The following is a 25,182-nucleotide window of genomic DNA, read 5'->3' on the forward strand; positions in this document are numbered from 1 at the left end:
GAACGCCTCAAATCGCCATGGCCACGCTCGCAGCGCCCTCTCTGCTCGATCCATCGATCCACGCATTGCGCTGGGTCGCTGATTATTGCGCCCGGGAGAAGGCGGGCGATGTGCTCTGCGCGGGCCAGGGCGACCCGGCCTGGACCGCGATGTTCGAGGAACTGGCCGCCGTCGCCGGCGACGACCTCGCCCAGGCGCGGGACCGGGTGCAGCGCCACGCCGCCGATATCGGCACCGGCTTTCGCATCATCGGCGAGAGCGAGGAGCGCGCCTGGCCGCTGTCCCCCGTCCCGCTGCTGATCGAGGCCGATGAATGGGCCGGGATTGAGGCCGGTGTCGCCCAGCGCGCCGAACTGCTCGAGACGATCCTCGCCGATCTCTATGGCGACGCGAAGCTGGTCGAGCGCGGGCTGATCCCCGCCGCGCTGGTCGCGGGCAGCCCCTTCTTCCTGCGGCCGATGGCGGGGCTGGTGCCGCCGGGCGGGCATCACCTCCATTTCATCGCGATCGATCTCGGCCGCGGGCCGACCGGCGAATGGCGCGTGCTGGCCGATCATCTGCGCGCGCCCGCCGGCGCCGGCTATGCGCTGGAAAACCGGCTGGCGATCTCGCGCACCCTGGGCGGGTTGCAGGGCCGGCTGAACGTCAAGCGCCACGCGCCCTTCTTCGCTGCCTATCGCGATGGCCTCGCCGCTGCCTGTCGCCGCTCGGACCCGCGCATCGGCCTGCTGACCCCCGGCCGCTACAATCCGAGCTATGCCGAACAGGCGCATCTCGCCCGCTATCTCGGGCTGTTGCTGGTCGAGGGTGCCGATCTCGCCGCGCTCGAGGACAAGCTCTATGTCCGCACCATCGGCGGGTTGAAGCGAGTCGATGCGATCTGGAACCGGCTCGATCCGCGGCTGCTCGATCCGCTCGCCTTCGATTCGCATTCGAGCATCGGCGTGCCCGGGCTGATCGACGCGATGGCGGCGGGCAATGTCGTCATCTCGAACGTACCCGGCGCGGGCGTGCTCGAATCCGCGGCCTTTGCCGCCTTCCTGCCGATGCTCGCGACCCGGCTTACTGGCCGGGATCTGCTCCTTCCCAATATCGCCACCTGGTGGTGCGGACAGGACAAGGAGCGCGCGCGCGTGATCGAGGATCTCGATCAGCTGCTGGTCGGTCCGGCCTTTGGCGTCCAGCCGCTCGGGCTGGAAGGCATCATGCCTCGCCCCGGCGCGGAGATCACCGGTGCCGCGCGCGCTGCACTGCTCGACGATATGGGCAGGCGCCCTCAGGACTATGTCGGGCAGGAGATCGTGCACCTGTCGACCATGCCGGTCGTCAGCGATGACGGCCTCGCCGCACGGCCCTTTACCTTGCGCGTCTTCGCGGCGCGGGGGGCGGATGGCAGCTGGGCGATAATGCCGGGCGGCTTCGCGCGGATCGGCGAGCACAAAGATCCCCGCGCTTCGGTGATGGGCGAGGGCAATTGGTCGGCCGATGTCGCGATCCACGGCCCGGAGCCGGTCGCCCCGGTCTCGCTGCTGCCGCCGAGCGATTCGATTCACGTCCGCCGCAACCCCGGCACCCTGCCGAGCCGCGTCGCCGACAATTTTTTCTGGCTCGGCCGCTATCTCGAACGCGGCGAGGCGCTGCTCGGCGTGATTCGCGTCATGCTGGGCAATTCGATCGATGCCGATGCCGGCGCCGCGCTGGGGCCGGATACGGTCGGGCGGCTGGTCGGCATGGCGGTCAATATCGGGGCCGCACCGCACCCGGCGAGCCTGCGCCGCGCCGACCTGACCTTGTTTGCCCGTACCGCGATGGAATCGGGCGAAGGCGCTTGGCACAGCGTGCGCGCCATCAACCGGCTCGCCCGCGGTATCGGGCGCGGCTCGCGCGACCGGCTGGCCGCGGACATGGTGAAACTGCTCGACGCGCCCTTCCCGACCAAGGGCGGCATGCTCGACAAGGCGGGGACGCTCCAGCGCCGCTACGCCGCACTGTCCGGCCTGTCGGCCGAGCATATGGGGCGGACCGCGGCGTGGCGCTTCCACGACCTCGGGCGTCGGCTCGAACGCGCGCTGACCGTGACGCGCGCGGTGCGCATGTTCGGCATGGCCAATGGGACGGTCGACGATCTGTCGACTCTGCTCGATCTCGCCGACAGCCAGATCAGCTACCGCCAGCGGTATCTGACCGGCATCGCCCGGGTGCCGGTGGTCGATCTGGTGGCGCTCGACCCGGGCAATCCGCGCTCGCTCGCGTTCCAGGTCGATCGCATCTGCGAGCATATGCGCGCGCTGCCGGTGCTTGGCGACGACGGCATGGACGAGCCGCAACAGGCGGTCGCCACGGTGCTGGTCTCGATCGTCTCCACGGCGACCGCGGCGACCCTGGACGAGACCATATTGGGCGATCTCGAACGGCGGCTGTTCGCGCTGTCGGACGCGGTCGCGCGGCGCTACTTCCTGCAGGGCGCGGAGCCGCTAAGGGCCGGCGGGCTGACGCTGGCATGATCTACGATATCCGTCACGTGACGCGCTTCGATTACGGCGCCTCGGTCAAGTTCGCGCGCTGCAACCTGCGGCTGAAGCCGATCCACTGGTCGGGCCAGGAACTGCGCGACTATCGCCTGTCGATCAGCCCTTCGGGCCGCACCGCGCCGGCGCGTGCCGAGGCCGGGCTAGCCAATGTCATGCGGCTGGTGGTCGAGGAGCCGGTGCGCCATCTCGTCATCGAAAGCGTGTCGCGCATCCTGGTCGACCGGCAGGTGCCGATGCCGTCGGACAGCGACCCGACCCTGGCCCAGGTCGCGATCGCCGCGCGCGCCAGCCGCGATGCCTCGCCCGCCGGGCCTGCCAATTATCTCTTCCCCTCGCCGCTGATCCCGCTCGACCGCGACATCGCCGACTGGTGCGCGCAGGATCTGGACCCCGACCGCCCGTCGCTCGAGGCCGCTATCGCCCTCGCGCGGCGCATCCAGAACGAGTTCGATTTCGATCCCGAGGCGACCTTGGTCGACACCGTCCCGCACGAAGCCTTTGTGAAGCGCGGTGGCGTCTGCCAGGATTTCGCGCAGATCATGATCACCGGGCTGCGCGCCGCGGGCCTGCCCGCCGCCTATGCCTCGGGCTATATCCGTACCATCCCGCCGCCGGGCCAGCCGCGGCTGGTCGGTGCCGATGCGACTCATGCCTGGGTGCTGCTGTGGTGCGGGCCGGATCTGGGCTGGGTCGGGGTCGATCCGACCAACGGCATCTGGATGGCGGGCGACCATATCATCATGGCGATCGGCCGCGATTACGGCGAGATCGCACCGATCGATGGCGTGGTGCTGGGCTCCGGCGCACAGAAGATGAACGTATCGGTCGACGTCGCGCCGGTGCTTGAGGTGGTTGCTTGACGTTCGGGGGTTTGCGCTTCCGGCATCGATCCCCCAAATAGATGGCAGAATAGAAACAGAGGGCAAAAGTGGCCGATCCATATGCAACGCTTGGCGTGCCGCGCACCGCCAGCGAGGCCGACATCAAGAAGGCGTATCGGAAGCTCGCAAAGGAGCTCCATCCCGATCGCAACAAGGACAATAAACAGGCGACCGAGCGATTCAGCCAGGTCACCAATGCCTATGACCTGCTGACCGACAAGGACAAGCGCGCCCGGTTCGATCGCGGCGAGATCGACGGCGACGGCAATCCCGCCTCGCCCTTCGGCTTCGGCGGCGGCCAGGCCGGCTTCCGCCCGGCACCGGGCGGCGGATCACCGTTCGAGGCCGACGGGCCGGATATCAGCGATATCTTCGAGGGCATGTTCGGCGGGCGCGGCGGCGGCGGTTTCGGCGGCGGCTTTGGCGGTTTCGGCCGCAAGCCCCAGCCCAAGGGCGCCAATGTCGCCTACAAGCTCAACGTCTCCTTCACGGATGCCGCGACGCTCGCCGCTCAGCGTATCACGCTGGCGGACGGCAAGACGATCGATCTCAAGCTGCCCGCCGGCCTGGAAAGCGGCTTCCAGATGCGCCTTGCCGGCAAGGGCCAGCCCGGGCCGGGCGGCGCCGGCGACGGGATCGTCACGATCAGCGTCCAGCCGCATCGCTTCTTTACCCGCGATGGCGATGACGTGCGGCTCGACCTGCCGATCACCCTGTCCGAAGCCGTGCTCGGCGCGTCGGTGCGTGTGCCGACCGTGGAGGGCGCCGTGATGCTGACGGTTCCGGCCGGTTCCACCTCGGGCAAGGTGCTCCGCCTGCGCGGGCGCGGCTTCCACAAGAAAGGCGGCACGCGCGGCGATCAGCTGGTGACCCTGATGGTCGATCTTCCCGCCAAGGATGAGGCACTGACCGAGTTCGTCGAGGGATGGAAGGATCGCGACAAGAGCAACCCGCGCGCGGCCATGGGCGTTTAATCGCCCGATGCAGGAAGTTTCGCCCCAATCGCCCGAGGAACGCCGCAAGAGGCCGGGTGAAGGGCAGACCAGGCTCAGCCGGCGCATGGCCTTTATGCGGCCGGGCAGCTACGCCCGCGAGGTGCTCAAGCGCGTCTTTGTCGGCGTCTATAGCGACGGCTTCGTTCATGCCGGCAATCTCGCCTATCTGTCGCTGGTCACGCTCTTCCCCTTCTTCATCGTCGCGGCCGCCGTTGCGCGGCTGTTCGGGCAGACGGGCGAGGGCCTTCACGCGGTCGAGGCGTTCCTGCGCACCGTCCCGCCCGGCGTCGCGCAGGTGTTGCAGACGCCGATCACCGATGTGCTCACGGCGCGCTCTGGTTCGCTGCTCTGGTTCGGCGCGATCGTCGGCCTGTGGACCACGGCGAGCTTCATCGAGACGATTCGCGATATCCTCCGCCGCGCGTACGGCGTGAAATCGATCCGGCCCTTCTGGCAGTATCGGCTCTGGTCGATCGGCCTGATCCTCACCGCGATGATCCTGATCCTGGTCGCCTTCGCCTTCCAGATCATGCTGCTCGCGGTCGAACAGTTCATCCTGCGCGTGCTGCCCTTCGCGGCGGATGCTGCCACGATCGTGTCGTTCAGCCGGCTCGCCCCGGGCCTCGCGCTGTTCGCGGCGCTCTACATGGTGTTCTACTCGCTCACCCCGCGCAAATATCGCGAGAGCAAATGCCCGAAATGGCCGGGCGCATTGTTCACCGCGGCGTGGTGGCTGCTGGTCACCGCGCTCCTGCCGCTCATCCTCGGATTGCTCGGCAGCTACGATCTTACCTATGGCAGCCTGGCAGGCGTGATGATCGCGCTTATCTTCTTCTTCTTCGTCGGGCTCGGTCTGGTCGTTGGCGCCGAATTGAACGCGGCACTGGCGGAATCCGATGATGAGGGAGTAGAGGACCTCGGCGGCAGCAACAAACAGGAGGCGGCAGCAGCGTGACGGGATTGATGCAGGGCAAACGCGGATTGATCATGGGCCTGGCCAATGATCGGTCGCTCGCCTGGGGAATCGCCAAGAAGCTCAGCGAAGCGGGTGCTGAGCTCGCCTTCTCCTATCAGGGTGAAGCGCTCGAAAAGCGGGCAAGGCCGCTTGCCGAGCAGCTCGGCTCGACCCTGCTGATCGACTGCGACGTCTCCGACATGACAGCGCTCGACACGGCGTTCGAGGACCTGGCGAAGGTGTGGCCGACGATCGACTTCGTCGTCCACGCGATCGGCTTTTCCGACAAGAACGAGCTGCGTGGCCGGTTCATGGACACCAGCCTCGACAATTTCCTGACGACCATGAACATCTCGGTCTACAGCTTCGTCGCGGTGGCGCAGCGCGCGGCGGCAATGATGCCCGATGGCGGGTCGCTGCTGACGCTCAGCTATTACGGCGCGGAAAAGGTCATCCCGCATTATAACGTCATGGGTGTGGCCAAGGCGGCGCTGGAGACGAGCGTGCAATATCTCGCGGTCGATCTCGGCCGCGACAATATCCGCGTCAACGCGATCTCGGCAGGGCCGATCAAGACGCTTGCCGCCTCGGGCATCGGCGATTTTCGCCTGATCCTGAAGTGGAACGAGCTGAACTCGCCGCTCAAGCGCAACGTGACGATCGAGGATGTCGGCGGCGCCGGCCTGTACCTGCTCAGCGATCTGGCGAGCGGCGTGACGGGCGAGGTGCATCATGTCGATGCCGGCTATCACGCGATCGGCATGAAGGCCGAAGACGCGCCCGATATCGCGCTGGTCTAGAACCCCTCTCCCTGCAGGGGAGAGGGAGGGGCCCATGCGGAGCATGGGAGGGTGAGGGGATGAAACGGCCACCGGGCAAAGAAGCTTTGGAGCGCCAGCGGCAATTGCGGCGTGAGCCGACAGAGCCGGAAAAACGGCTTTGGAAGCAGCTTCGCGGCCGCCAGGTTGCCGGGTTGAAGTTCCGGCAACAGGTCTGGTTCGATTCCTACATCGTCGATTTCTTCTGTGCCGAGGCCCGGCTAGTGATCGAGCTGGATGGCGAAACCCATGTCGGGCCTGAAGCTGAGGCTTATGATGCGCGACGCACGGCGATCATTGAGGCCGAAGGCTATCGGGTAAGACGGTTCTGGAACAATGATGTGATGCAAAATATCGAAGGTGTGGTGGCGATGATTGCGGAAGCTGCACAAGAAACAGCCCCTCACCCTCCCACCGCTTCGCGGCGGGCCCCTCCCTCTCCCCTTCAGGGAGAGGGTTAATGAGTCTCAACAGCTTCGGTCACGTCTTCCGCTTCACCACCTGGGGCGAGTCGCATGGCCCGGCCATTGGCGCCGTCGTTGATGGCTGCCCGCCCGGGCTGATCATCTCAGAAGCCGATCTCCAGCCGTTCCTCGACAAGCGCCGCCCCGGTACCTCGCGCTTTACCACGCAGCGGCAGGAGCCCGACCAGGTCCGCATCCTGTCCGGCGTGTTCGAAGGGAAGACGACCGGCACGCCGATCAGCCTGATGATCGAGAATGTCGACCAGCGCTCCAAGGACTATTCGGAGGTCGCTGAGGCCTATCGCCCAGGCCATGCCGATTATGCCTATGACGCCAAATACGGCTTTCGCGACTATCGCGGCGGCGGGCGGTCCTCCGCCCGCGAAACCGCTTCACGGGTGGCAGCGGGTGCTGTCGCGCGGCTGGTCATCCCCGAGGTGCGCATCCGCGCCTGGGTCGAGGCGATCGGCGGCGACCGGATCGATCCGGCCAATTTCGATCCCGACCAGATCGACGCGAATCCATTCTTCTGCCCCGATGCCCAAGCGGCTGCGCGCTGGGAGGCGCTGGTCGACGGCGCGCGCAAGGCGGGCTCGTCGCTCGGCGCAGTCATCGCGTGCGAGGCGACCGGCGTGCCCGCCGGCTGGGGTGCCCCGCTCTACGCCAAGCTCGACGCGGAACTCGCTTCGGCCTGTATGAGCATCAACGCCGTGAAGGGTATCGAGATCGGTGACGGCTTCGAAGCGGCAACGCTGCGCGGCGAAGAGAATGCGGATGCCATGCGGCCGGGTGCCGACGGGCCCGAATTCCTGGCGAATCACGCAGGTGGCATTGCCGGCGGCATCGCCACAGGCCAGCCGATCCGCGTCCGCGTCGCGTTCAAGCCGACCAGCTCGATCCTGACGCCGGTCGAAACCATCACCCGTAGCGGCGAAGCGACCGAGATCATGACCAGGGGCCGCCATGACCCCTGTGTCGGTATCCGCGGCGCACCGGTGGTTGAGGCGATGGTCGCGCTCGTCCTGGCCGACCAGAAACTGCTGCACCGGGCCCAGACCGGGCGCTGAGCGCCCGGTCCTTGCCGATCAATCCGCGAAGGGATCCCGCACGAGGATGGTGTCCTCGCGCTCGGGGCTGGTCGACACCAGTGCCACCGGGCAATGGATCAACTCCTCGATGCGGCGGATATATTTGATTGCCTGGGCGGGCAGATCGGCCCAGCTCCGCGCGCCGGCGGTCGATTCCTGCCAGCCCGGCATCGTCTCGTAGATCGGCTCGACGGCTGCCTGATCGGCGGCATGCGAGGGGAAATAGTCGAGCGTCTCGCCACGCAGTTTGTAACCGACGCAGATCTTCACTTCGTCAAAGCCGTCGAGCACGTCGATCTTGGTCAGCGCGATGCCGGTGATGCCGCCGACCGCGGCCGATTGCCGCACCAGAACGGAGTCGAACCAGCCGCAGCGGCGCTTGCGCCCGGTGACGGTGCCGAATTCATGCCCACGCTCGCCCAGCCGCTCGCCGGTGGCGTCCTCGAGCTCGGTCGGGAAGGGGCCGGAGCCGACGCGCGTCGTATAGGCCTTGGCGATGCCCAGCACGAAACCGACCGCGCTCGGCCCGAGGCCCGACCCGCCGGCTGCCGTGCCCGAAATGGTGTTGGACGAGGTAACGAAGGGATAGGTGCCGTGATCGACGTCGAGCAGCACGCCCTGCGCGCCTTCGAACAGGATGCGGCGACCGCGCGCACGCGCCTGGTTGAGGTCGCGCCAGGCCGGCCTGGCGAAGGACAGCACGAAATCGGCGATCGCGCGCAGCTCCTCGACCAGCGCGGCGCGGTCGATCGGCGGCTCGCCGAAACCGGCGCGGAGCGCGTCGTGATGCGCGGTCAGCCGGTCGAGCTGCGAATCGAGCGCGTCGAGATGCGCGAGGTCGCACACGCGGATCGCTCGGCGACCGACCTTGTCCTCATAGGCCGGGCCGATGCCGCGCCGCGTGGTGCCGATCTTGCCCGCGCCGCTGGCATCCTCGCGCAGCGAGTCGAGATCGCGGTGGAAGGGCAGGATCAGCGCGCAATTGTCGGCGATCATCAATGTCTCGGGGGTGATCGTCACGCCCTGGCCGGCCAACTTTTCGACCTCCGCCTTGAGCGCCCAGGGATCGAGCACCACGCCATTGCCGATCACCGAAGGCGTGCCGCGCACGATGCCCGAAGGCAGCAGCGACAGCTTGTAGACCTTTTCGCCGACGACCAGCGTGTGGCCGGCATTGTGACCGCCCTGGAAGCGCACGACCATGTCGGCGCGCTCGGCGAGCCAGTCGACGATCTTGCCCTTGCCCTCATCGCCCCATTGGGCGCCGATTACTGCGACATTTGCCAAAACTGAGTTCCTTCGATCGGGACGGTGCGGCGCCTAGAGCGAGCGCGCCGCGCCTTCCACCAAAATATGCGTGCAGAGCTGTGCCTCGGGCGTATCGCCTGCTTCGAGCGCGGCGACGGTGACCCAGCCTTGCGCCCGCATCGCGGCCGGGACGGCGGGGTCGGTATCCAGCGGCACGAACAGGCGCCGCCGGTCGACATCGGCCAGCCCGGCCGCGACGATCGCATCGGCATAGAGCGAGAAACCGGTCGCGGCTTCTTCGGCGCCGTCCTCATGGACGATGGTGTAGCTGCCGCCGCGCCCGATCTCGCCGCGCACGCCATCGGCAAAGATCGAGAAACCGAGCCAGGTCTGATATTCGAAGCCGTGCCGCTCGGTCGGGTCGAGCGTCAGCGCGGTCCGGCCCTTGAGCCCCGAGGCGATCTGCCACAGCCCATCGAGCCGCGAGCGCAGTGCGCCGCCGACATCGAAGGCGCACAGCCGGTCATGCGCCGTCTCGAACGGACCGGCCGCTTCGATCAGTGGAAGATAGGCAGGCGCGATCTCGGCAACGCCGCCGGCGTCCTTCGCGTCGAGCCGGTCGCGGAGCTGCTCGATCAGCCAGGGTTCGACCGGCAGCGGACCATCCGCCAGGATCGGGACGAGATCGGGCAGCGTGAAATCGATCGAAATGCCGCGCACGCCGGCCGCTTCGAGCGCTTCGACCGCGACGCCGACGATTTCCTTCGCGGCGGCAACGGTGTCGAGACCGATCAGCTCGCAGCCGATCTGGCGCAGCTCGCGCTCCGGGCTGAGCTGCGAGGCGCGGAGCTTCAGCACCGGCCCGGCATAGGACAGGCGCACCGGGCGCGGATGATGCCCCATGCGCGTCGCGGCGATTCGGCCGATCTGCGCGGTCATGTCTGGCCGGATGGCGAGCGTCGCCTGCGATACCGGATCGACGAAGCGTACCGCGTCCTGCGCGCGTGCCGCCTTCAGTCGGCCAGCCAAGCCTGCCTCGAACTCGGCCAGGGCGGGGTCGGCCCGCTCATAGCCGTGCGCATAGGCCGCTCCGAGCACCGCCGCTTCGAGACGCGCGGCGGCATCGCCGAACGGGGGCAGCCGGTCGCGGAAACCTTCGGGGAGCAGGGCATGAGTCATGGCCGGGAAAGAGATCCAAAACGCCCGTTCGGGCTGAGCTTGTCGAAGCCCTGTACTTCCTTCCGGGGAAGAAAGAACAGTCCTTCGACAGGCTCGGGACGAACGGGGAGGTTTTGGTTCAGAACGACAGCCCCATGACGGTCTTCACGCCGGCCAGCGCGCGGACCTTGGCGATCAGCTCGGGCGTCACCGGCTCGTCGACCGAGAGCAGCAGCACCGCTTCGCCCCCGGCCGAACGGCGGCCGAGATGGAAGGTGCCGATGTTGACGCCTTCCTCGCCGAGCAGCGAGCCGAGCCGGCCGATGAAACCGGGCGCGTCTTCATTGACGACATAGAGCATGTGCCCGACCAGATCGGCCTCGACCTTGATGCCGAACAGCTCGACCAGGCGGGGCGCGGCGTCGCCGAACAAGGTGCCCGCGACCGAGCGGTCGCCGGCGTCGGTCTTCACCGTCACGCGCAGCAGCGTGTGGTAATCGCCCTCGCGGTCGTGACGGACCTCACGCACGTCGATGCCGCGTTCCTTGGCGAGGAACGGCGCGTTGACCATGTTCACCGTGTCCGAATGCACGCGCATCAGCCCGGCGAGCACCGCACTGGTGATCGGCTTCTGGTTGAGCGCAGCGGCGGCACCCTCGACCTCGATGTTGATGCCCGACAGCGCGCCGTGCGCGAGCTGGCCGATCAGCGAGCCGAGCTTCTCCGCCAGCGCCATATAGGGCTTCAGCTTCGGTGCTTCCTCGGCCGACAGGCTCGGCACGTTGAGCGCGTTGGTGACGCCGCCTGAGACGAGATAATCGGCCATCTGCTCGGCGACCTGGATCGCGACATTGACCTGGGCTTCCGAGGTGGAAGCGCCGAGATGCGGGGTGGAGACGAAGTTAGCCGTGCCGAACAGCGGCGAATCGGTCGCCGGTTCGGTCACGAACACGTCGAGCGCGGCGCCGGCGATGTGGCCCGAATCGAGCCCGGCCTTCAGCGCGACCTCGTCGATCAGCCCGCCGCGCGCACAGTTGATGATGCGCACGCCCTTCTTGGTCTTGGCGAGATTCTCGGCCGACAGGATGTTGCGGGTCTGGTCGGTCAACGGGGTGTGCAGCGTGATGAAGTCGGCACGGGCGAGCAAGTCCTCGAGCGTGACCTTTTCGACGCCGGTCTCGATTGCGCGCTCGGGGGTGAGGAAGGGATCATAGGCGATCACTTTCATCTTCAGGCCGCGGGCGCGATCGGCGACGATCGAGCCGATATTGCCGGCGCCGATCAGGCCGAGCGTCTTCGAGGTCAGCTCGACGCCCATGAAGCGGTTCTTCTCCCACTTGCCCGCCTGGGTCGAGGCATCGGCCTCGGGCAGCTGGCGGGCGAGCGCGAACATCAGCGCGATCGCATGCTCGGCGGTGGTGATGGAGTTGCCGAACGGGGTGTTCATCACGACCACGCCTTGGGCGGAGGCCGCCGGGATATCGACATTGTCGACGCCGATGCCGGCGCGGCCGACGACCTTCAGGTTGGTCGCATGGGCCAGGATATCCTTGGTCACCTTGGTCGAGCTGCGGATGGCGAGGCCGTCATACTGGCCGATGATCGCCTTCAGCTCGTCGGGCGTCTTGCCGGTGATCTCGTCGACCTCGACCCCGCGCTCGCGGAAGATCTGGGCGGCCTTGGGATCCATTTTGTCGGAAATGAGGACTTTGGGCATGGTGATGCCTTTCATGATCGCAGGAAGGTTGTGCTCCCGCGAAGGCGGGAGCCCAGACTGGGTCCCCGCCTTCGCGGGGACACAAGAAGGTCAGGCGACGACGGTGACCGAGGCGTAGGCCCAGTCGAGCCAGGGACCGAGCGCTTCGATATCGGCGGCGTCGACGGTCGCGCCGCACCAGATGCGCAGGCCCGCCGGGGCATCGCGGTAACCCGCAATGTCATAGGCGGCATGCTCGGCTTCGAGCAGGCCGGCGAGCTTCTTGATCAGCGCTTCGTCGGCACCCTCGACCGTCAGGCACACGCTGGTCTTCGACCGCGAGGCCTCGTCCAGCGCGAGATGGCCTAGCCAGGGGCGATCGGCGACGATCCTGTCGAGCGCGGCGGCATTGGTGTCGCTGCGGGCGATAAGGCCCTGCAGCCCGCCAAGACCCTTGGCCCATTCGAGCGCGAAGATCGCGTCCTCGACGGCGAGCATCGACGGGGTGTTGATCGTCTCGCCCTTGAACACGCCTTCGGTCAGCTTGCCCTTGGAGGCGAGGCGGAACACCTTGGGCAGCGGCCATTTAGGCGTGTAGCTTTCCAGCCGCTCGACCGCGCGCGGGCCGAGGATCAGCACGCCGTGGCCACCCTCGCCGCCCAGCACCTTCTGCCAGGAGAAGGTCGCGACATCGATCTTGTCCCACGGGATATCGTAAGCGAACACCGCGCTGGTGGCGTCGGCGAAGCTCAGGCCCTCGCGGTCGTCCGGGATCCAGCCGCCGTTCGGGACGCGCACGCCCGAGGTGGTGCCGTTCCAGGTGAACAGCACGTCGTTCGACCAGTCGACCTGGGTCAGGTCGGGAAGCTGGCCGTAATCGGCGCGGAGGATGGTCGGATCGAGCCCGAGCTGCTTGACCGCATCGGTGACCCAGCCCTCACCGAAGCTTTCCCAGGCGAGCGCCGTTACCGGCTTCGCGCCCAGCATCGTCCACATCGCCATCTCGAACGCGCCGGTGTCGGAGCCGGGGACGATGCCGATGCGGTGCGTGTCGGGGAGCTGCAGCATCTCGCGCATCAGGTCGATCGCGTATTGCAGGCGCGTCTTGCCGAGCTTCGAACGGTGTGACCGGCCGAGCACTTCCGTCTGGAGCTTTTCGGGGGTCCAGCCCGGCGGCTTAGCGCAGGGACCGGAAGAGAAATAAGGACGCGTCGGCTTCGTCGCCGGAGGCGCAAGGTATTCAGTCATGTAGTCTCTCCTTACAGAGAGCACGCGCGGCGTTGGGACCGCGTGGCCCGTTGACGGCCCTAGCGATTTACGCCGCTACGTCAATCTTCATTCTGCTGCGCTGCGGCAAGCGAGCGCGCCGGGACACCCGTAAGTACCGGGTCGCCGCATGCCGACAGGCGTTGCATTGCCTCCGCGGGCCAGCGCTATAATCCTCGGCGCGGCGGTGCGGAGTTTGTCGATATGGTGCATCCAATATTCTGCCTGGCGCTTTGGGCGCAGGGTGTAGCTGGAGAAACCCGTAGCGCGGTCCGACGCGGGCGTATGACAGCGATAATCGCGATAAGCCTGACGCTGACCGGGTGCGGGCGCGGGGACGATCGTCCGCCGCCGCCGCGGCCGGTGGGCGCGCGGCCAGTGACGCTCGACCTGCCGACCTCGCGCGAGACTCAGGCGTGCTTCGCCGATCTGTCGCGCGAGGAGGTGCGCTTCAGCCCCTTGCCCGACCGCGATTTCGGCGGGGGGTGCCAGGTGATCGGCGCGGTGCAGCTGATCGACATCGGCGTGCCGGTGACCAATCTGAAGGGCATGCGCTGCGGCCTCGCGCGGACCTTCATCGGCTGGACGCGCAACGCGGTCGCGCCCGCCGCGCGGCAGATCCTGGGCAGCGACCTGGTGCGGGTCGAGAGCATGGGCAGCTATGCCTGCCGCAACGTGGTCGGCTCCCCCGCCAATGCCGCGCAGCTGTCGGGCCATGCCATCGCCAATGCGGTCGATATCTCCGGCTTCGTGCTGCAGGACGGGCGGCGCATCACGGTGCTGAACGGCTGGCGATCGGACGACCCGCGCGTCCGCGACTTCCTGCAGGTGATCCGCGGCTCCGCCTGCAAACGCTTCGGCACGGTGCTGAGCCCGGATTACAACGCGGCGCACGCCAACCATCTGCATCTCGAAGACGACCGCGCGCGTTTCTGCCGCTAAGCTTCATCTTCGGGCGTTTTTCCGCTAGGGCCTGATCAAATGACAGAGACACATGTACCGTCGCGGGTCTTTCCGCGCGCTCGCCAGGATGCCGAAACCGCCAATGCCGGGATCAGCACCCCCCAGACCGAAAATCCGGCCTATCGCCTCGCCTTCCAGGACATGGATTTCCTGCTGCGCGAGGATCTGCGGCCCGTCCGCTTCCAGCTCGAACTGCTCAAGCCCGAGCTGATCCTGGCCGAGGCGAACATCGCCTCCACCTTCGTGATGTACGGCTCCGCGCGCATCCCCGAGCCGGCCAAGGCACGGGCGCTGCTCGAGCTGGCCCAGGGCGAGGACGCGATCCGCATCGCGAAGAGCCTGGTCGCCAAGTCGAAATATTACGACGTCGCCTATGAACTCGCCCAGCTCGCCAGCGCCTGCCCGCGCGACGAGGAAGGCAAGCGCCACTTCGTGGTCTGCTCGGGCGGCGGCCCCTCGATCATGGAAGCGGCGAATCGCGGCGCGGCGGAGGCCGGCCACGAATCGATCGGGCTCAACATCGTGCTGCCGCACGAGCAGGCGCCGAACCCCTATGTGACGCCGTCGCTGAGCATGCAGTTCCACTATTTCGCGCTGAGGAAGATGCATTTCCTGCTCCACGCCCGCGCGCTCGCCGCCTTCCCGGGCGGATTCGGCACGTTCGACGAGCTGTTCGAGCTGCTGACGCTGATCCAGACCGGCAAGATCAAGCCGATCCCCGTCCTGCTGTTCGGCCGCGACTTCTGGAACCGCGTGGTGAATTTCGAGGCGCTGGTCGAGGAAGGCGTGATTTCCGCGCGCGACCTGAACATCTTCACCTTCGTCGAGACGGCGGAAGAGGCGTGGAAGGTGGTGCAGGACTTCTATCAGGAGCCCGCGGACGAGGCGGAGTGAGGCGGGGCTGGCGCGGCGAGCCCTGAATCTGACCTCCGTTCGCCCTGAGTAGCCATTGAGCTTGTCGAAATGGCGTATCGAAGGGCAGGCGTTACGTGCTCCAACGGTCCTTCGATACGCGTCTTCGACGAGCTCAGCCGCTACTCAGGACGAACGGATGGGTTTTTGCGCACCGTCTTCGTCTGATCGAAGCTTCCGGCAAATAACAAAAAAAGGCCGCGCCCCCCGGCGCGGCCTTTTTCGTAACCGATCTCCCGGCCGTCGCCGGGGAAGCGGGTTATTTCTTCTTTTCGGCCTGGACCGCGGCGTTCGGGTCGACCGACGGCGCGCCGGTGGCCGGCGCGGCGCCTTCCGAGAGGTTCGCGGCGGCCGGGGCGACGGCATTGGCGTCCGCGCCTTCGGCCGGGGCGGCKGCGGCACCCGCGGCGGGTGCCGCCGGCAGCGGCAGGTTCGAGCCCTGCTGGTTGAGATAGGCGATCACATTCGCGCGGTCCTGCGGGTTGCCGAGGCCGGCAAAGGTCATCTTGGTGCCCGAGGCGAAAGCGCGCGGGCTGGTCAGCCAGGTGTTCATCGCCTCGAAATCCCACTTGCCGCCCTTGGCCTTGAGCGCGTCGGAGAAGGCGAAGCCGCCCTTGCCCTCGGCAATGCCTTCGCCGAGCGTGGCGTAGAGATTCGGGCCAACCCCGTTCGGGCCGCCCTGGTTGATCGTGTGGCAGGCGGCGCACTTCTTGAACACCTCGGCGCCCTTGGCCGGATCCGCGGTCGCCATCAGCGTCGCGATCGGCACGGCGGCGGCGCCACCGCCCTCCGCGCCCTCTTCGGCGACACCCTCGATCGGGTAGCCCATCTTCTCGAGATGATGCGGCTGGAACACCATGCCGCCCACGATCGAAAGCCCCAGCGCCACGCCGCATGCGCCGAGCACCCAGCCCGCGATCGTGTTCGTCCGATTGTCCATTGCCAAGTTGCCCCTGTCGGAAAGTCGGCTCCCTTTAGATTCGGTGGAGCGTCACCGCAAGCCGCGCTTGTGCAAGAACAAACGCGCCGGTAAGCGCGCCGCTCCATGGACAATTTCGCAGCCCCCGCGCGGCCCATCGTTGCGCGCATGATCGAGGAAGCCGCGGCGCACCCCGAACGCGCCGTCGCTTTCCAGGGCGCCCCCGGCGCCAATTCCCATATCGCGGCCCTGCAGGCCTTTCCCGACGGCCTGCCCTTGCCCTGTTTCGACTTCGCCGACGCGATCGACGCGGTGCGTGACGGCCGGGCCGATTGCGCGATCATCCCCATCGAGAATTCGCTGCACGGCCGCGTCGCCGACATGCATTTCCTGCTGCCCGAATCGGGCCTGGTCATCACCGGCGAGCATTTCCTGCCGATTCACTATGCGCTGATGGGATCGGGCAGGCTGGAGGATGTGCGCGAGGCGACGAGCCATCCCCAGGCGCTTGGCCAGTGCCGCCACTGGCTGCGCGAGCGGAACATCGTGCCGATCGCCTATCCCGATACCGCGGGCGCCGCGGCGCTGGTGGCGGAGAAGCGCGACCCCCATCTGGCCGCGCTCGCGCCGCCGATGGCCGCCCCGATCTATGGCCTGGACGTGCTGTGCGACGGCATTGCCGATGCCGACCACAACACGACGCGCTTCCTGGTGCTGGCGCGCGCCGGCCATGCGCCGATCGGCGACGGGCCGTTCATGACGACGCTGATCTTCGAAGTGAAGAACGTGCCCGCCGCGCTGTACAAGGCGATGGGCGGCTTTGCGACCAACGGCGTCAACATGACCAAGCTGGAAAGCTATCAGCGCGGCGGCACCTTCGCGGCGACCGAATTCTATGCCGATGTCGAGGGCAAGCCGGGCGACCCGGGGCTGGACAATGCGCTGGCCGAGCTGGGTTTCCATGCGAAATGGGTGCGGGTGCTGGGCACGTACCGGCAGGCGCGGGCGCGGGGGTAGCATTTAGCGGCCTGTCGCGGCTCGGGACGGCGGGAAGTGGCCGTTGGACGCCTGTCGCGCCTTCGCGTGAAGAGTCCGGGCGGCGCCAAGCTGGCCATTCATGAGCGACCGAGTCCGCCCCGACCTGACATTCGTTCGTATCGATCCTGCGAGCGGGTAAAGATCAGCCGGTCGTCATTTCCTGTTTCCGGTCTTCCCAGGGCGGGAGCGGCGAACTGCCGCCGCATCGCTGTTCGCTGCATCTTCCCGGGCGAGCTTACGCCACCGTTCGACGCGGGCGACATCGAGATTTCCTCCCGCCATGGCGGCGTGGATGGCGCATCCGGGTTCGTCGCCATGGACGCAGTTCGAGAACCGGCACCCGAGCGCCACCGCCGTGACGTCGTCGAAGACCTCGGTCACGCCGGTGGCCACGTCGGACATCAGAAGCTCTCGCATGCCGGGCGTGTCCACGAGCCAGCCGCCTTCGTCCGCGCCACCGGCGAGGCGATGCATCTCGCGGACGGTCGTCGTGTGCCGGCCCTTGCCGTCCTCCTCGCGGACCGCCTGCGTCGCGATGCTGTCCGATCCCCTCAGGGTGTTTACGAGCGTCGACTTGCCGACGCCGGACGACCCGACCAACGCGACAGTCTCACCCAGACCACAATACCGCGCGAGGCGGGCGGCGCTCGTCGGATCGCGCCCGTCAACCAGTTCCACCCGCAAACCCGATTGGAGTGCGCGCGCCGCTTCGACCCGGCGCTCGGGAGCAGGCGACAGGTCGGCCTTGGTGAGGACGACCACCGGGCGCACGCCTGCCTCGCGCGCGAGCACGAGATAGCGTTCGATACGTGCAAGGTTGAAGTCCTGGTTGCAGGACGTGACGATAAAAAGCGTGTCCACATTCGCGGCGATGAGCTGGACCCGGCGGTCATCGCCGGGAGTGGGCCTTTTGAACAGGCTTGTCCGATCGAGGATGCGCACAAGGCTTCGGGTGCTTCGGTCGATCAACAACCAGTCGCCGACGGTGGGCCGGTCCTCCGCTTCCCCGCGCGCAGGAAGGCTGGACGAGATCGAGTCCTCGAACCCTTCGCCCGAAACGGTGACCCTTCCGCGATGAACCGACATGACGCGCACAGGCTGGTATTGGTGGCCCTGCCCGGCGGAGCACTGTTCGTTGAAGAAGGGCCGCCAGCCGAGCTGCGCGAGAGTGGGATCGGACATATCCATCGTCGCTTCAACCGATCTGCGGATCGCCTGATTCAACCGCATCCGGCGTTCCCTGTTCGACAGCTCGCTTGTCCGCCTTGGCTTGCGACTTCTTCGCGGATTCCGCCGCCTTGGCCCGTTCGCGCTCGCGGCGCTCGAAGTCGTAATTGGGTTTGCGCGGTATGTCGGTCGCTCCGGGACGCGGGTGTCGGCCCGAGCACATCGCTCGACCTGATGACCCTTGCTCCCCGGCTACACTGATCCGCCGGTCGCGACTAGGCCCAGGCGAGGCTCGAAGGGCACCGGCGCGCGCCGGCCATGCGCTGATCGGCGACGGGCCGTTCATGACGACGCTGATCTTCGAAGTGAAGAAAATGCCCGCCGCGCTGTACAAGGCGATGGGCGGCTTTGCGACCAACGGCGTCAACATGACCAAGCTGGAAAGCTATCAGCGCGGCGGCACCTTTGCGGCGACCGAATTCCATGCTGATGTCCAAGGCAGCCGGGCGACCCGGGGCTGGACAATGCGCTGGCCGAGCTGGGTTTCCATGCGAAATGGGTGCGGGTGCTGGGGACGTACCGGCAGGCTCGGGCGCGGGGGTAATCTTGACCCTCCCCGTGCCGGAGAGGATCAACTGTTCGCCCACTCCGTCAGCAGCGTGAACGCAATCGCATAAGGCGGTGGCGGCAGGAACGCGCCTTCGCCGCCGGCCAGCACCCTGAGCACTTCCGCGCGCGACACCCAGATCGCGTCCTCCAGCTCGTGCTTGTCGATCGTCAGTGCATCGTCCTCGGCCATGCCGACACAGGCGATCATCAGCGAGGACGGGAAGGGCCATGGCTGGCTGGCGATGTAGCGGATGTCGGTCACGCGCACGCCGGCTTCTTCCAGGGTCTCGCGCGCGACGGCTTCCTCGATCGATTCGCCCGGCTCCAGGAAGCCAGCCAGCGCCGAATAGCGTCCCGCCGGCCAGCCGGGCTGGCGGCCGAGCAACGCGCGGCCGTCATGCTCGGCGATCATGATCACCACCGGGTCGACGCGGGGGAAATGCTCGGCATGGCAATGGGGGCATTTGCGGCCCCAGCCGGCGCGGTAGATCTCGGTCGGGGTACCGCAATTGGCGCAGAAGCGGTGGCGCGTGTGCCAGTCGAGCAGGCTGCGCGCGGCGGCATAGGTTGCCGCCTCGCCCGGCGCGATGCGGTCGAGCAGGCCGAACATGCGCATCGGGCGGCCAGCGGGCGGTTTCATGCCCGGGGTCAGCGCGGCAAAATGGGGCTTGCCGTTGTCGAGGCCGAGCAGCAGCAGGTCCGATCCCTCGGGCGCATCGGCCAGGTTGGTCCAGACCAGCCGGCCCTCGCCGTCCAGCTCGGGCTCGAAATCGTTGAGCACGAGCAATCGGGCGCGCCAGTCGCCCGTCGCGGCGGCGAGCGCCTCCGGGTCCTGGCGAAGCGGATCGGCCCGGTCGAGCCTGCCGCCGGTGAAGCCTGGTGCGATCATGGGATGAAGCTCATTTGTAGCGGGCGAAATCGGTCATCAGGGCGGCCACGGTTTCCCTGCGCACTGGCCATTGCTCGGCCGGGAAATAATTGACCATGATCGTGCCGCGCATGTGCCGCGCGGGATCGACCCAGCCGGTCGTGCCGGCGGCGCCGCCCCAGCCATAGGTGCCCTTGCCCGGGCCGCCGGGCTTGTCCGCGAGGTAGACGGAGCCACCGGCGCCATAGCCGGTCAGCGGCGCGGGGCCGGTGCCGTCCGGGGTCGGCGTGTAGGTGACGCCCGGGGGCAGCAGGTTCGACATCAGCAGCGCGGCGGTCTCGGGCTTGAGCACGCGCACGCCGTCAAGCGTGCCGCCGTCCTGCAGCGCGTGGAGGAAGCGATCATAATCGCGCGCCGACATGACCAGCCCGGCGCCGCCATAAGGCCAGCTCGGCGGGGAGAGCCAGACCGAGCTTGCCGCCGGATCGATCGGCAGGCGGGCCTTTTCGTCGACCCCCGACACGTCGACCGGGCGGCCGGCAGAGAGCTGTTTCATCGCCTCGCGCTGGAAGATGTAATTGGTGGCGAAGCGCCCGACCTCGCTTTGCGGGACGGTCCAGTAGCTGGAGGTCATCTTCAGCGGATCGAAGATGCGTTTCTGTACGAAACTGTCGAAGGGCATGCCGCCCGCGACTTCGATCACCCGGCCCATCACGTCGAGCCCGATCGAATAGCTCCATTTCGTGCCGGGGTCGGCGATCAGCGGGGCCTCGGCGACCCGATCGGCAAAGGCCTCGAGCGTGGGCGGGCGGGTTTTCCGCGCGGCGAGGTCAAGCGACACGCTGAGCGCGCCGGGGGTAAGGCCGAGCCGGTTATATTCGTCGAGCAGCGGCCCCTTGGTGATGATCGAATAGCCAAGGCCGGCGGTGTGAGTCAGCAGGTTACGGATGGTGATCGGGCGGGCGGCGGGGCGGCTCGCGAGCGAATCCGGGCTGATCTGCACACGCATCGTCTTGAAGGCGGGAATGAAGTCGCTGACCGGCTGGTCGAGCCGGATCTTGCCTTCCTCGAGCAGGATCATCGCGGCCATGGCGGTGATCGGCTTGGTCATCGAATAGACGCGCCACAGGCTGTCTGGGCCGGCCGCAGCGGCACTCGGGTCGTCGGAGATCTTCCCCGCGCTGACGAACACGGTCGGCAGGTCGCCCGCGCCGAACGCGCCAACGATGCCGGGTATCTTGCCGGTCGCGACATAGGAATCGAACAGCGCCTGCGTGGCGGGAAGGGCGGACTGGCTGGCCGGCGCGGCAAGCTGGGCCTGGGGTGCCGCCTCATAGGCGAAGGCCCCGCCGGCCAGGAGTGCGATCAATATGCTGCCGGATACCAATGCCCGAAATCTCATGCCGCTCTCCTGATCGCGTCCGCTGCCTTGGCGAAGACGGTTGGCAACCCCGCCGATTCGATATCGGCTATCGGCCACCAATCGCCCCAATTGTCACCGCTGCTCGAATGCGCCGGGAGCCGCGCGACCGCAAGCGCGAGTTCGAGGCGAAAATGCGTGAAGACATGAACGACCGTCTCATTCCGCATCGTCCAGTCGGCGGCGATCGGCGGTTCCTCCAACCCGGGCGGGGCGGGGGACCAGGGTCCGGTCGGGAGCGCGCGCATGCCGCCGAGCAGGCCCTTGGGTGGGCGGCGCACCAGCAGGACCTGGCCGTCGCGCTCGGCCCAGAAGATCGTGCCATAGCGTTGCGGCTTGGTCGCCTTGGCCTTCTTGTCCGGGAAACGCTCCGGCTCGCCCGAAGCGAAGGCGCGGCAGGAGGGGGCAAGCGGGCAGATCAGGCAGCGGGGCCCGCGCGCGGTGCAGATCGCCGAGCCGAGATCCATCATCGCCTGGGCGAAATCGCCGGCGCGGGCGTCGGGCGTGATCGAGTCGGCGGCGGCGCGGACTTCGGGCATGGCGCCGGGCAGGGGCGCGCTGATCGCGAACAGGCGGGCGACGACGCGGGCGACATTGGCGTCGACCACCACGGCGCGTTCGCCGAAGGCGATGGCGGCGATCGCGGCGGCGGTATAGGCGCCGACACCGGGGAGGCCGCGCAGGCCGTCTTCCGTGGCCGGAAACCGGCCGCCCCCTGCGACGACGGCCCGAGCGCAGGCGATCAGGTTGCGCGCGCGGGCATAATAGCCGAGCCCGGCCCAGGCCGCCATCAGGTCGGCGTCGCTCGCGCTGGCCAGCGACTCGACATCGGGCCAGCGCGCGACGAACTCCTCGAAGCGCGGGCGCACCGTGGCGACCGTCGTCTGCTGCAGCATGATCTCGGATAGCCACACCCGATAGGGGTCGGCGCGCGGCGTTCCGGGCGGGCTGCGCCAGGGCAGACGGCGTGCGTTCAGGTCGTACCAGGCAAGCAGCATGTCGGCGATGTCGGAAGGAAGCTTGGYGGGCACGGCATCGCTATGGCATGGACAGGATAATGAGCAAGCGCGTCCCCGCTCCCAGGCCCGAACCCAAAGCGGAAAAGCCGCGCGGCGGCCGTGCGCGCGCGGTCTCCGAGTTGCTGCCCGATGTCGGGCGCGCCGCGTTCCGCAAATTCGGCTTCGTGCAGAGCGCGATCGTCAGCCGCTGGCCGGAAATCGTCGGCAGCCGTTATGCTGGCGTCTCGGCGCCCGAATCGATCAAGTTCCCGCAAGGGCAGCGCACGGAAGGCACGCTCAACCTGGTCGTGCGCGGCGCGCATGCCACGATGATGCAGCATATCGCGCCGGAGATCGTCGAGCGGGTCAATCGCTTCTTCGGCTATGGCGCGGTGTCGCGAGTGAACATCCGCCAGGGCGATGTCGCGGCACCGCGCCCGCGCGCCGCGCCGCCGTCGCTCAAGCCGATCCCGGTCGAGCTGGGGGCGAGCCTGCGCACCATTGCGGATCCTGAATTGAAGGCGGTGCTCGAAGCGCTGGCGGCGGGTGTCGCCGCGACACGCGGGGTGCCGGTGGTCGGCCAGCCGGAGGAATGATGAAGCATCTACGCATGTTGCTCGCGCTGATCGCGCTGCTCGGGTTCGGAACCGTAGTCCTGGCGCAGGCGCGCGACTGGCGGGCCACCGTGACGAAGTCGGCGAACGGCAGCTATGTCATCGGCAATCCCAACGCGAAGGTGAAGCTGGTCGAATATGTCAGCTATACCTGCCCGCATTGCGGCCATTTCATCGCCGAATCGGCGGCCGGCCTGCGCGGACAGATGGTGAAGTCCGGATCGACCAGCGTCGAGCTGCGCAACGCGGTGCGCGACCGGCTCGACCTGACCGCCGCGCTGCTCGCGCGGTGCACGGGGCAGCGGCGCTTCTTCGAGACGACCGATGCGATGTTCGCCGCGCAGGAGGATTGGGTCACGCGCGGATCGCGCTTCGAGGCGACCAATGCCGCGCGCCTGGCGACCCGGCCGCAGCCGGCGCAGCTCCAGGCGCTGGCCGACGGATCGGGGCTGAGCGACATCGTGCGGTCGCGGGGCATGACCGACGCGACGATCGCCGCCTGCCTGGCCAATGACGCCGAGATGGCGGTGGTGGTGAAGAACACCGATGCCTCCTGGGCGAAAATCCACGGCACGCCGGCGTTCGAGGTCAACGGCAAGACCGTCGACACGACCGAATGGGCCGTGCTGGAGAAGAGCCTGCGCGCGGTCGGCGCTAAATAATCCAAGATTTCACAACGGAGACTCCCCATGAAATTCCGCATTGCCTATGCCGTCCTGCCGGCCCTGATCCTCGCCGGCTGCGGTTCGGGCGGGACCGGCGGCAACAGCAGCGCCCCCGCCGCCGCGCCTGTCGCGGCCGTTCCGGCGCCGGCCGGCAAGGCCTGGGCCGATGTGGTCGAGAAGACGCCCGAGGGCGGCTATCGCATGGGCAACCCCAATGCCGCGGTGAAGCTGATCGAATATGGCTCGCGCACCTGCCCGCATTGCGCGGCGTTCGACGCGGAAGGGTTTCCCGCTTTGAAGAGCGGCCCGATCGCCTCGGGCAAGCTCTCCTATGAATTCCGCGACTATCCGATCCATGCCGAGGCCGATATCGGCCCGATGCTGCTCGGCCACTGCGTCGAGCCCAATCAGTTTTTCCCGATGCTCGAGCAGATGATGATCTCGCAGCAGCAGCTGATCGGCAAGACCGACAAGATCCCCGAGGCCGATCAGGCCCGGTTGCAAAATGCGCCGCCGGCGCAGGTGGTAACCTATCTCGCGCAATTCTACGGCTATCTCGATTTCGTGAAGCAGCGCGGCGTGCCCGACGCCAAGGCGCGCCAGTGCCTGGCCGATCCGAAGATGCTGGAGGAAGTCGCGAAGAACACCGACGCGGCGAACCAGCAATACAAAATCCAGGGCACGCCGACCTTCATCGTCAATGGCGATGTCGTGCCGAACGTGGCCGACTGGAAGGGACTTCAGCCGTCGCTCAAGGCAGCGGGCGCGCTGTAACGGCGGGGCGGGGGCATCCCGGTGCAGATCAAGCGGCTCAGGCTGACTGGCTTCAAAAGCTTCGTCGACCCGGCTGACTTGCGCATCGAACCCGGGCTGACCGGCATTGTCGGGCCCAATGGCTGCGGCAAATCGAATCTGCTCGAGGCGTTGCGCTGGACGATGGGCGAGACCTCGGCCCGGTCGCTGCGCGGCGCGGGCATGGATGACGTCATCTTCGCCGGTACCTCGACCCGGCCGGCGCGCGACTTCGCCGAAGTCTCGATCCTGACCGAGATCACCGGCGAGGAGACCGAGGTCGTCCGCCGGATCGAGCGCGGGGCGGGCTCCGCCTATCGCATCGACGGGCGCGATGTGCGCGCCAAGGACGTCGCCCTGATGTTCGCCGACGCGGCGACCGGCGCGCACAGCCCGGCCCTGGTCAGCCAGGGCAAGATCAGCGCGGTGATCGCCGCCAAGCCGGCCGAGCGCCGCGCGATGCTGGAAGAGGCGGCGGGCATCGCCGGCCTGCACGTTCGCCGCAAGGATGCCGAACAGAAGCTGCGCGCGACCGAAGCCAACCTGACCCGGCTCGACGAAGTGATCGCCGACCAGGACGCACGCGCCGCCGCGCTGAAACGCCAGGCGCGCCAGGCCGAGCGCTATCGCCAGCTTTCCGACCAGATCCGGGTGGCCGAGGCACGGACGATCTTCGCGCGCTGGCGCGACGCCTCGTCGGCGGCGGATGCGGCCAAGGCGGAAGCTGCGTCGGCGGGGACGCGCGTCGCCGACGCGGCCGAGGCGCAGCGCGGCGCCGCGACCTATCAGGCCGACGCGACGGAAAAGCTCGCCGCGGCCCGAGCCGAAGCGCAGGGCGCGCGCGACCGGGCGAGCGATGCGGGCCACCGGCTCGCGGCGCTGCGCACCGAACATGCCGCGGCCGAACGCCGCCTGGCCGAGCTGCGCGACAGTCGTACCCGGCTGACCGAGGACCGGGCACGCGAAGGCTCACTCGCCAGTGACGCGGCCGAGGCGATCGCCCGGCTGGCCGATGAAGCGAAAGAGCTCGAGTCGCGCATCGCCGAGGCAGCGACGCGCTCGCCCCAACTCGATGCCGCGCTGGCCGAGGCCGAGCGCGCCGCGCGCGATGCCGAGG

23 protein-coding genes and 1 pseudogene are annotated in these 25,182 nt (G+C 67.8%); 15 read left to right on the forward strand and 9 right to left on the reverse strand.

What is annotated here, in order from left to right:
• The first annotated feature begins 17 nt into the window (after positions 1-17).
• The 7 genes from AC1DX5_RS13775 (at position 18) to aroC (ending at position 7,711) form a co-directional block, all read left to right on the forward strand.
• Positions 18-2,504 carry a circularly permuted type 2 ATP-grasp protein gene (locus AC1DX5_RS13775; protein WP_478016024.1) on the forward strand — a complete coding sequence of 829 codons (2,487 nt, stop codon included), beginning with the start codon at positions 18-20 and terminating at the stop codon, positions 2,502-2,504.
• Positions 2,501-3,391 carry a transglutaminase family protein gene (locus AC1DX5_RS13780; RefSeq protein WP_478016026.1) on the forward strand — a complete coding sequence of 297 codons (891 nt, stop codon included), beginning with the start codon at positions 2,501-2,503 and terminating at the stop codon, positions 3,389-3,391. The genes AC1DX5_RS13775 and AC1DX5_RS13780 overlap by 4 nt, the downstream gene beginning before the upstream one ends.
• A 68-nt stretch (positions 3,392-3,459) precedes the next feature.
• Entirely contained in the window at positions 3,460-4,386 is a 927-nt protein-coding gene (locus AC1DX5_RS13785) for a DnaJ C-terminal domain-containing protein (protein WP_478016028.1), read from the forward strand.
• Positions 4,387-4,393: 7 nt separating this feature from the next.
• Positions 4,394-5,362, forward strand: coding sequence for a YihY/virulence factor BrkB family protein (locus AC1DX5_RS13790; RefSeq protein ID WP_465171625.1), 969 nt, complete (start codon positions 4,394-4,396; stop codon positions 5,360-5,362).
• On the forward strand, positions 5,359-6,162 hold the full coding sequence (gene fabI / locus AC1DX5_RS13795; protein WP_478016030.1) for an enoyl-ACP reductase FabI: 804 nt from the start codon (positions 5,359-5,361) through the stop codon (positions 6,160-6,162). The genes AC1DX5_RS13790 and fabI overlap by 4 nt, the downstream gene beginning before the upstream one ends.
• A gap of 59 nt (positions 6,163-6,221) precedes the next feature.
• On the forward strand, positions 6,222-6,641 hold the full coding sequence (locus AC1DX5_RS13800; RefSeq protein ID WP_478016031.1) for an endonuclease domain-containing protein: 420 nt from the start codon (positions 6,222-6,224) through the stop codon (positions 6,639-6,641).
• Positions 6,641-7,711, forward strand: coding sequence for a chorismate synthase (gene aroC, locus AC1DX5_RS13805; protein ID WP_478016033.1), 1,071 nt, complete (start codon positions 6,641-6,643; stop codon positions 7,709-7,711). Before AC1DX5_RS13800 ends, aroC begins: the two co-directional genes overlap by 1 nt.
• 18 nt (positions 7,712-7,729) lie before the next feature.
• Here aroC and AC1DX5_RS13810 read toward each other — a convergent pair whose 3' ends face one another.
• From AC1DX5_RS13810 to AC1DX5_RS13825, 4 genes are all read right to left on the reverse strand, one after another.
• Positions 7,730-9,019, reverse strand: coding sequence for an adenylosuccinate synthase (locus AC1DX5_RS13810; RefSeq protein ID WP_478016034.1), 1,290 nt, complete (start codon positions 9,017-9,019; stop codon positions 7,730-7,732).
• Positions 9,020-9,052: 33 nt separating this feature from the next.
• Positions 9,053-10,159, reverse strand: a complete 1,107-nt coding sequence (locus AC1DX5_RS13815) for an ATP phosphoribosyltransferase regulatory subunit (protein WP_478016036.1) — start codon at positions 10,157-10,159, stop codon at positions 9,053-9,055.
• Between the two features lie 118 nt (positions 10,160-10,277).
• The gene (gene serA, locus AC1DX5_RS13820; RefSeq protein ID WP_465171630.1) at positions 10,278-11,855 is read right to left on the reverse strand and encodes a phosphoglycerate dehydrogenase; all 1,578 of its coding nucleotides are present in this window, start codon (positions 11,853-11,855) and stop codon (positions 10,278-10,280) included.
• 90 nt (positions 11,856-11,945) lie between these two features.
• Positions 11,946-13,082, reverse strand: a complete 1,137-nt coding sequence (locus tag AC1DX5_RS13825) for a phosphoserine transaminase (protein ID WP_478016038.1) — start codon at positions 13,080-13,082, stop codon at positions 11,946-11,948.
• A 303-nt stretch (positions 13,083-13,385) separates the two neighbouring features.
• Between AC1DX5_RS13825 and AC1DX5_RS13830 the strand changes: the two genes are divergently transcribed.
• Positions 13,386-14,042 carry an extensin family protein gene (locus AC1DX5_RS13830; protein ID WP_478016039.1) on the forward strand — a complete coding sequence of 219 codons (657 nt, stop codon included), beginning with the start codon at positions 13,386-13,388 and terminating at the stop codon, positions 14,040-14,042.
• A gap of 39 nt (positions 14,043-14,081) precedes the next feature.
• Positions 14,082-14,957, forward strand: a complete 876-nt coding sequence (locus AC1DX5_RS13835; protein ID WP_465171633.1) for an LOG family protein — start codon at positions 14,082-14,084, stop codon at positions 14,955-14,957.
• 277 nt (positions 14,958-15,234) lie between these two features.
• Here the strand turns inward: AC1DX5_RS13835 and AC1DX5_RS13840 are convergent, their stop codons facing one another.
• The gene (locus AC1DX5_RS13840) at positions 15,235-15,915 is read right to left on the reverse strand and encodes a c-type cytochrome (protein ID WP_478016041.1); all 681 of its coding nucleotides are present in this window, start codon (positions 15,913-15,915) and stop codon (positions 15,235-15,237) included.
• A gap of 105 nt (positions 15,916-16,020) precedes the next feature.
• Between AC1DX5_RS13840 and AC1DX5_RS13845 the strand changes: the two genes are divergently transcribed.
• Positions 16,021-16,911 carry a prephenate dehydratase gene (locus tag AC1DX5_RS13845; protein WP_478016042.1) on the forward strand — a complete coding sequence of 297 codons (891 nt, stop codon included), beginning with the start codon at positions 16,021-16,023 and terminating at the stop codon, positions 16,909-16,911.
• Between the two features lie 174 nt (positions 16,912-17,085).
• Here the strand turns inward: AC1DX5_RS13845 and rsgA are convergent, their stop codons facing one another.
• Complete coding sequence (gene rsgA, locus AC1DX5_RS13850) at positions 17,086-18,162, reverse strand: ribosome small subunit-dependent GTPase A (RefSeq protein ID WP_478016044.1); 1,077 nt, start codon at positions 18,160-18,162, stop codon at positions 17,086-17,088.
• Positions 18,163-18,434: 272 nt separating this feature from the next.
• On the opposite strand from rsgA, the pseudogene AC1DX5_RS13855 reads away from it, so the two are divergent.
• Positions 18,435-18,703: pseudogene (locus tag AC1DX5_RS13855) on the forward strand (prephenate dehydratase); the annotation flags it as partial.
• 27 nt (positions 18,704-18,730) lie between these two features.
• On the opposite strand, the gene nudC reads toward AC1DX5_RS13855, so the two are convergent.
• From nudC to AC1DX5_RS13870, 3 genes are read right to left on the reverse strand one after another with little or no spacing between them, the layout of a single operon-like run.
• Positions 18,731-19,597 carry an NAD(+) diphosphatase gene (gene nudC, locus AC1DX5_RS13860; RefSeq protein WP_478016046.1) on the reverse strand — a complete coding sequence of 289 codons (867 nt, stop codon included), beginning with the start codon at positions 19,595-19,597 and terminating at the stop codon, positions 18,731-18,733.
• A gap of 10 nt (positions 19,598-19,607) precedes the next feature.
• On the reverse strand, positions 19,608-20,978 hold the full coding sequence (locus AC1DX5_RS13865) for a serine hydrolase domain-containing protein (protein WP_478016048.1): 1,371 nt from the start codon (positions 20,976-20,978) through the stop codon (positions 19,608-19,610).
• On the reverse strand, positions 20,975-21,994 hold the full coding sequence (locus AC1DX5_RS13870) for an A/G-specific adenine glycosylase (RefSeq protein ID WP_478016072.1): 1,020 nt from the start codon (positions 21,992-21,994) through the stop codon (positions 20,975-20,977). Before AC1DX5_RS13870 ends, AC1DX5_RS13865 begins: the two co-directional genes overlap by 4 nt.
• Before the next feature lie 47 nt (positions 21,995-22,041).
• Between AC1DX5_RS13870 and AC1DX5_RS13875 the strand changes: the two genes are divergently transcribed.
• The 4 genes from AC1DX5_RS13875 to AC1DX5_RS13890 all read left to right on the forward strand — a co-directional run.
• Positions 22,042-22,590, forward strand: coding sequence for a DUF721 domain-containing protein (locus tag AC1DX5_RS13875; RefSeq protein WP_478016049.1), 549 nt, complete (start codon positions 22,042-22,044; stop codon positions 22,588-22,590).
• Positions 22,587-23,270, forward strand: coding sequence for a thioredoxin domain-containing protein (locus tag AC1DX5_RS13880; RefSeq protein ID WP_478016051.1), 684 nt, complete (start codon positions 22,587-22,589; stop codon positions 23,268-23,270). Before AC1DX5_RS13875 ends, AC1DX5_RS13880 begins: the two co-directional genes overlap by 4 nt.
• 27 nt (positions 23,271-23,297) lie before the next feature.
• Entirely contained in the window at positions 23,298-24,047 is a 750-nt protein-coding gene (locus AC1DX5_RS13885; protein WP_478016053.1) for a thioredoxin domain-containing protein, read from the forward strand.
• 21 nt (positions 24,048-24,068) lie between these two features.
• A partial coding sequence (locus AC1DX5_RS13890; protein ID WP_478016055.1) for an AAA family ATPase occupies positions 24,069-25,182 on the forward strand: 1,114 nt, incomplete at its 3' end.

The sequence above is a fragment of the Sphingomonas sp. P2_B6 genome, assembly GCF_056404755.1.

Coding starts and splice junctions, on each gene's coding strand:
- AC1DX5_RS13845 (WP_478016042.1), top strand. CDS start 16,021: ATGGACAATTTCGCAGCCCCCGCGCGGCCCATCGTTGCGCGCATGATC.
- AC1DX5_RS13885 (WP_478016053.1), top strand. CDS start 23,298: ATGAAATTCCGCATTGCCTATGCCGTCCTGCCGGCCCTGATCCTCGCC.
- aroC (WP_478016033.1), top strand. CDS start 6,641: ATGAGTCTCAACAGCTTCGGTCACGTCTTCCGCTTCACCACCTGGGGC.
- AC1DX5_RS13825 (WP_478016038.1), bottom strand. CDS start 13,082: ATGACTGAATACCTTGCGCCTCCGGCGACGAAGCCGACGCGTCCTTAT.
- nudC (WP_478016046.1), bottom strand. CDS start 19,597: ATGATCGCACCAGGCTTCACCGGCGGCAGGCTCGACCGGGCCGATCCG.
- AC1DX5_RS13815 (WP_478016036.1), bottom strand. CDS start 10,159: ATGACTCATGCCCTGCTCCCCGAAGGTTTCCGCGACCGGCTGCCCCCG.
- AC1DX5_RS13790 (WP_465171625.1), top strand. CDS start 4,394: ATGCAGGAAGTTTCGCCCCAATCGCCCGAGGAACGCCGCAAGAGGCCG.
- rsgA (WP_478016044.1), bottom strand. CDS start 18,162: ATGCGGTTGAATCAGGCGATCCGCAGATCGGTTGAAGCGACGATGGAT.
- AC1DX5_RS13835 (WP_465171633.1), top strand. CDS start 14,082: ATGACAGAGACACATGTACCGTCGCGGGTCTTTCCGCGCGCTCGCCAG.
- AC1DX5_RS13875 (WP_478016049.1), top strand. CDS start 22,042: ATGGACAGGATAATGAGCAAGCGCGTCCCCGCTCCCAGGCCCGAACCC.
- serA (WP_465171630.1), bottom strand. CDS start 11,855: ATGCCCAAAGTCCTCATTTCCGACAAAATGGATCCCAAGGCCGCCCAG.
- AC1DX5_RS13780 (WP_478016026.1), top strand. CDS start 2,501: ATGATCTACGATATCCGTCACGTGACGCGCTTCGATTACGGCGCCTCG.
- AC1DX5_RS13830 (WP_478016039.1), top strand. CDS start 13,386: ATGACAGCGATAATCGCGATAAGCCTGACGCTGACCGGGTGCGGGCGC.
- AC1DX5_RS13880 (WP_478016051.1), top strand. CDS start 22,587: ATGATGAAGCATCTACGCATGTTGCTCGCGCTGATCGCGCTGCTCGGG.
- AC1DX5_RS13775 (WP_478016024.1), top strand. CDS start 18: ATGGCCACGCTCGCAGCGCCCTCTCTGCTCGATCCATCGATCCACGCA.
- AC1DX5_RS13865 (WP_478016048.1), bottom strand. CDS start 20,978: ATGAGATTTCGGGCATTGGTATCCGGCAGCATATTGATCGCACTCCTG.
- AC1DX5_RS13800 (WP_478016031.1), top strand. CDS start 6,222: ATGAAACGGCCACCGGGCAAAGAAGCTTTGGAGCGCCAGCGGCAATTG.
- AC1DX5_RS13870 (WP_478016072.1), bottom strand. CDS start 21,994: ATGCTGCTTGCCTGGTACGACCTGAACGCACGCCGTCTGCCCTGGCGC.